The organism is Neisseria sp. P0022.S010, from assembly GCF_051956635.1.
On record NZ_JBQCXF010000176.1, the window covers coordinates 1 to 5701 of the forward strand.

Here is a 5701-nt window from a genome sequence, read left to right on the forward strand (position 1 = left end):
GCCTTTTGGGCAATGCTTCACAAAAAGACGCCGATGCGGTGGAACGCGATTTGGCGAATATCCTGATTGATGGCGAACAGGTAAAAATGGCATTCAGCCTGGTGCGCGATTTGATTGTGTTTACCGAGTATCGGCTGGTGTTGGTGGATAAGCAGGGGTTGACCGGCAAGAAAGTGTCTTACCGTTCGATTCCGTATCGTTCCGTGTCGCGCTTTTCGGTGGAAACCTCGGGTCATTTCGATTTGGATGCCGAGCTGAAGATTTGGGTTTCTTCTGGCGAAGCACCGACCGAAACCTTGCAATTTAAAAGCGACAAGAGCGTGATTGCCATTCAGAAAGCCTTGGCAGAAGCTGTGTTGAAACCGTCAAAATAGAAAGGAAACATGATGAGCGAACAGCAAGAATTGTTTTGTTACAAACAGATGCCGGTGTGGACGGCGGACGAGATTCCCGAAGCCTTGTTGTCCAAACACAATACCGCCGCCGGTACTTGGGGCTGCCTCAATGTCCTCCAAGGCCGTCTGAACTTCAACGAAGTGGACGAGGCGGGCAATATTACGGCCACGCACGAGCTGACGCCTGAAAGCGATGATTGGATTATCCATCCGCAAGCATGGCACTTTATCGCGCCGCAAACGCAAGATACGGAAATCCAACTGTCGTTTTACTGCGAGGCGGCGGACTATTTCAATAAGAAATACGGCATGAGCGCGACACATTCGGCCGTCCGCGCCGCCGAGGGCATTGTGCCCGTCGGCAAGGTTTTGGATATGGGCTGCGGTCAGGGCCGCAATGCGCTGTATCTGGGTTTGAAAGGTTTTGACGTTACCGCTGTCGATAATAATCCGAACGCGGTTCAAAACGTGGAAGAGCTGGCGCGTATCGAAGAACTGAATGTCCGCGCGTTTGAATACGACCTCAACGCCGCCAACATTCAGGAAAACTTCGATTATATGGTGGCGACCGTGGTGTTTATGTTCCTGATGCCGCGTTACGTTCCTGATGTGATTGCCAATATGAAGGAACACACCAACCCCGGCGGCTACAACCTGATCGTGTCTGCGATGGATACGGAAGATTTCCCTTGCCCGATGCCGTTCCCGTTCAAGTTTGGCGAGGGCGAGTTGCGCGAATACTATAAGGATTGGGAATTGGTGGAGTACAAGGAAGAGCTGGGTTCGATGCATGCGAAAGACGAATTCGGCAATCCGATTCAGTTTAAATTCGTTACCATGCTGGCGAAGAAACCGGAATAAAGGTTTTGCCGTAAAAAAAGCCGTCTGAATTCAGTTTTCAGACGGCCTTTGTCGTCATCAATCCACAATCCTTTTGCCCAAAATTACGACGTCTGCCAACATGGTGTCCAAATCGCAGACTTGCGGCAGCCGCCCCCATTCTTCAAAACCGAAACGGTGAAACAGGTTCAGGCTCGGATAGTTGTGGCCGAACACAAGCGCGATGACGTTGCGGATATCCAATGATGGCGCACGTTCGAGCATGTGCCGCAACAGGATTTTGCCCACGCCTGCACCGCGCATATCGTGGCGGACATAAATGCTGACTTCCGCGCTGATGTGGTAGGCATAGCGCGGATGGTAGTCGCTGAAACTGCCCCAGGCCAATACGGTGCCGTCGGCATCGTAAAGGGCGTAGATCGGGCGTTTGTCCGTGTGTGCGGCAAACCATATTTCACGCTCTGCAACCGTGGTCGGCGACAAATCGGCCGTGGATTGGCGTGTGGCCACGGTGCTGTTGTAAATATCGACGATGGCGGGCAAGTCTTGGCGCAGGGCAGGGCGGATGGTGTATTGCATTTCAGACGGCCTGTTATTGAATCAGTTTGGAGATAGTCTTAAAGGCCGGATGTTTGGCATCGCCGAGCAGTTGGAACAAAATACTTTCGACATTGGAAATGATAATGCCCTGACGGCTCATTTGCGCCAAACCGTTGTCGCGGTTGGCTGTTGTACGCGAGGCGGTGCATTCGAAAGGCAGGAATACGGCGTAACCTTGTGCTTTCAAATCCAAGGCCGTCTGAAGCATACAGATATGCGTTTCTGCGCCCACCAAAATAATGTTTTTGATGTCGTTTTTGCGTAATATTTCATGAATTTCGGGTAAAAACGCCGAAAATTGGGTTTTCTCGACAACAGGCGTGCCTTCGGGCAACAGCAGCGATACGGCGGATACAGTGTTGCCCAAACCTTTCGGATATTGTTCGGTTACGGCAAAGGGTACGTCCAAAGCCGTCAAGCCTTGAATCAGCAGGCGGCAGCGTTCCAACATTTCGTCTGCGCCGGAAAGGGCGGGCAGCAGGCGTTCTTGAATATCGACAATCAGACAAAGCGTATTTTTCGGGTTCATGGCTTTTCCTTTCAGACGGCCTTGACAGCAAAATCGTTTAATCAGAATGCAATCATATAACAAGCCGCTGGAAAAGTATTGCAGCTTGCCCTGTTTTAAAGCCCGAAATTCTTTTAAAATACCGCCTGATTTGAATTGATAGAGACCGACAACATGAATTTATACCAAACCGTCGAACGTGAAGCCCAAGCAGCCTTTGCCGCTGCCGGTTTGTCCGACAGCCCCGTCGTATTGCAGGTGGTAAAAAATCCCGACTTTGGCGATTTCCAAATCAACGGCGTGATGGGTGCGGCGAAAAAAGCCAAACAAAATCCGCGCGAGTTGGCGCAAAAAGTGGCCGAAGCATTGGCCGACAATGCCGTGATTGAAAGCGCGGAAGTGGCCGGCCCCGGCTTTATCAACCTGCGCCTGCGTCCTGATTTCCTCGCCCAAAACATTCAGACGGCCTTGAACGACGCGCATTTCGGCGTAGCAAAAACCGCCCAACCGCAAACCGTCGTTATCGACTATTCTTCGCCTAATCTGGCCAAAGAAATGCACGTCGGCCACCTGCGTTCCAGCATCATCGGCGACAGCATTTCGCGCGTATTGGAATTTATGGGCAACACCGTTATCCGTCAAAACCACGTCGGCGACTGGGGTACGCAGTTCGGCATGTTGGTCGCTTATTTGGTTGAGCAGCAAAAAGACAATGCCGCGTTTGAACTGGCGGATTTGGAGCAGTTTTACCGCGCCGCCAAAGTGCGCTTTGACGAAGATGCCGCCTTTGCCGACACCGCGCGCGAATACGTTGTGAAGCTGCAAGGCGGCGATGAAACCGTGTTGGCGTTGTGGAAACAGTTTGTCGATATTTCGCTCTCGCACGCTCAAGCCGTTTATGACACGCTGGGCTTGAAACTGCGTCCTGAAGACGTGGCGGGCGAATCTAAATACAACGACGATTTGCAGCCCGTAGTCGATGATTTGGTCGAAAAAGGCCTGGCAGTCGAAGACGACGGCGCGAAAGTCGTGTTCTTGGATGAGTTTAAAAACAAAGAAGGCGAACCTGCCGCATTTATCGTGCAAAAACAAGGCGGCGGCTTCCTTTATGCTTCCACCGACTTGGCGTGTTTGCGCTACCGCATAGGTCGTCTGAAAGCCGACCGCCTGCTGTACGTCGTCGACCACCGCCAAGCCCTGCACTTCGAACAACTTTTCACCACTTCCCGCAAAGCAGGCTATCTGCCGGAAAATGCAAAAGCCGAGTTTATCGGCTTCGGCACCATGATGGGCAAAGACGGCAAACCGTTCAAAACGCGCAGTGGCGACACCGTAAAACTGGTTGACCTGCTGACCGAAGCAGTTGAGCGCGCCACCGCTTTGGTGAAAGAGAAAAATCCTGAATTGGGCGCGGACGAAGCGGCGAAAATCGGCAAAACCGTCGGCATCGGCGCGGTCAAATACGCCGACTTGAGCAAAAACCGCACCAGCGATTATGTGTTCGACTGGGACGCCATGCTCTCGTTTGAAGGCAATACCGCTCCTTACCTGCAATACGCCTACACACGCGTACAAAGCGTATTCCGCAAAGCAGGCGAATGGGACGCAACCGCGCCAACCATTTTGACCGAACCGCTGGAAAAACAGCTTGCTGCCGAGCTGCTGAAATTCGAAGACGTATTGCAAAGCGTGGCAGACACGGCATATCCGCACTACCTTGCCGCCTACCTCTACCAAACCGCCACCCTGTTCAGCCGCTTCTACGAAGCCAGCCCGATTCTGAAATCAGAAGGCGCAACCCGCAACAGCCGCCTGCAACTGGCGAAGCTGACCGGCGACACGCTGAAACAAGGCTTGGAGTTGTTGGGCATTGATGTGTTGGATGTGATGTAAGTTTTTGAGTAAAAACGATGAAAGGCCGTCTGAAACTTTGCAGGTTGCAAGGTTTCAGACGGCCTTTTTTTATGCTTTGAAAAATATTGTGATGCCGTTGATTTTGAGCCTAAGCGGTTTTGAATTTGCTCAGGTAATGCGTTCAGACGGCCTTGTCTTTATTTCAAATTGCTTGCCAACAACCAAGCCTGTGCTTCGGTGGCATCGCTGAAATATTTTGGGTGTTGGTTGGTCAGGAGGCTGGAAAGGCGCGCGCCGAGTTTGATCCAGATGTCGTCGGTAATGACGGCAACGCGGCCGAAGTCGGTTTCGTGTTGGTTGAGGAATTTGATTTGCTCGACCGCCATATCGATGGTGAAGTCTTTCAGCATGGATAAATCTAACAGGATGTCGGGCAGATGGACTTTTTGTTTCGCAGTCAACAAGGCTTCTTCCAATTGGCGGAAATCGTCCAAAGTGAACTCGTTGTACAGCGCTACGTTTAAGCCGTAAGATTGTTCGCGGATGGAAATCATGGTGTTCTCCTTGTTAAATTATTGCTTCATCAGAAATTTTTTGATTGAGGCCGGAGTAAAACTGCTGAACACGCCGCCTGCAACAATGATAACCATGCCGGCAGCTTCCTGCCAAGTGATTTTATCGCCGAAAAGCAGTACGCCGGACAGGGCGGAGAAAACGACGGTCAGGTAGGAAAGCGAGGCAACGGTAAATTTCTTGCCAACCTTATAGGCGCGGGTCATGGCCAGTTGGGCAATCATGGCGGAGATGCCGATGCCGGCCAGATAGGGCAGGGAAGATACGGTCAGCGGATGCCAGCCGGTAAAGCAGCTCCAAATGGCGGACATAATCAGACCGGTAAGCGATAGATAAAACACCACGCGCCAGCCCGGTTCGCCCAAAAGCGAGAGTTCACGCACTTGCAAATACGCCCAGCCTGACATGGCGCCGCCTGCCAAACTGACCAGTGCGGCAAATTCCTGTCCGCCTTGAAAAGATGGATTGAGCAACAGGATAACGCCGATAAAGCCCATAATCAAAATGGCTTGGGTATAAAGCGTAATTCGTTCTTTTAAAATGAAAAATGAAAAAATGGCAAGCCAGATGGAGGACGTGTAGTTGAGCGTGACGCCTGTTGCCAGCGGCAGATGTATGACGGAATAAAGCGTGCACATCATGGCAAGCGTGCCGATGACGCTGCGGTTGAGATGGGTTTTCCAATGCGGCGTGGAAAATGTGTTGCCTTGCGCTTTGGCCATGATGCCTAAAAACAGGGTGGAGACCAGCATGCGCCAAAAGACCAGCTCGCCGCTGGAAAAGCCGAAATGTGTAGAGGCGGCTTTGACGGAGAGGTTCATGACGGTAAAGCTGAGCGCGGCAATAACCACCCATGCCGAGCCGAGCGGATCTTTTCTGATGGTTTCCATTTGATGGGTATGTAAAGCGATTTTATTAATAAGAAAATATT

The 5701-nt window shown here is 51.6% G+C and carries 7 protein-coding genes; 3 read left to right on the forward strand and 4 right to left on the reverse strand.

The window, feature by feature from the left end; translation table 11 throughout:
• Positions 1–374 (forward strand): PH domain-containing protein (locus ACTHUT_RS12975; RefSeq protein ID WP_440418870.1); only part of this gene is annotated, 374 nt, incomplete at its 5' end.
• Positions 375–386: 12 nt separating this feature from the next.
• Complete coding sequence (gene tehB / locus ACTHUT_RS12980) at positions 387–1256, forward strand: SAM-dependent methyltransferase TehB (protein ID WP_049330918.1); 870 nt, start codon at positions 387–389, stop codon at positions 1254–1256.
• Between the two features lie 57 nt (positions 1257–1313).
• Here tehB and ACTHUT_RS12985 read toward each other — a convergent pair whose 3' ends face one another.
• Both ACTHUT_RS12985 and ACTHUT_RS12990 read right to left on the reverse strand, forming a co-directional pair.
• Positions 1314–1814: a GNAT family N-acetyltransferase gene (locus ACTHUT_RS12985; protein WP_250599900.1), complete on the reverse strand. Its 501-nt coding sequence runs from the start codon at positions 1812–1814 to the stop codon at positions 1314–1316.
• Between the two features lie 13 nt (positions 1815–1827).
• Positions 1828–2364, reverse strand: a complete 537-nt coding sequence (locus ACTHUT_RS12990; RefSeq protein WP_250599902.1) for an isochorismatase family protein — start codon at positions 2362–2364, stop codon at positions 1828–1830.
• A gap of 153 nt (positions 2365–2517) precedes the next feature.
• On the opposite strand from ACTHUT_RS12990, the gene argS reads away from it, so the two are divergent.
• Positions 2518–4236: an arginine--tRNA ligase gene (gene argS / locus ACTHUT_RS12995; RefSeq protein WP_250599904.1), complete on the forward strand. Its 1719-nt coding sequence runs from the start codon at positions 2518–2520 to the stop codon at positions 4234–4236.
• A gap of 158 nt (positions 4237–4394) precedes the next feature.
• On the opposite strand, the gene ACTHUT_RS13000 is transcribed toward argS, so the two are convergent.
• Both ACTHUT_RS13000 and ACTHUT_RS13005 read right to left on the reverse strand, forming a co-directional pair.
• Positions 4395–4751: an STAS/SEC14 domain-containing protein gene (locus ACTHUT_RS13000; protein ID WP_063075967.1), complete on the reverse strand. Its 357-nt coding sequence runs from the start codon at positions 4749–4751 to the stop codon at positions 4395–4397.
• A gap of 18 nt (positions 4752–4769) precedes the next feature.
• Positions 4770–5660, reverse strand: coding sequence for a DMT family transporter (locus ACTHUT_RS13005; RefSeq protein ID WP_070590688.1), 891 nt, complete (start codon positions 5658–5660; stop codon positions 4770–4772).
• Positions 5661–5701 lie beyond the last annotated feature (41 nt).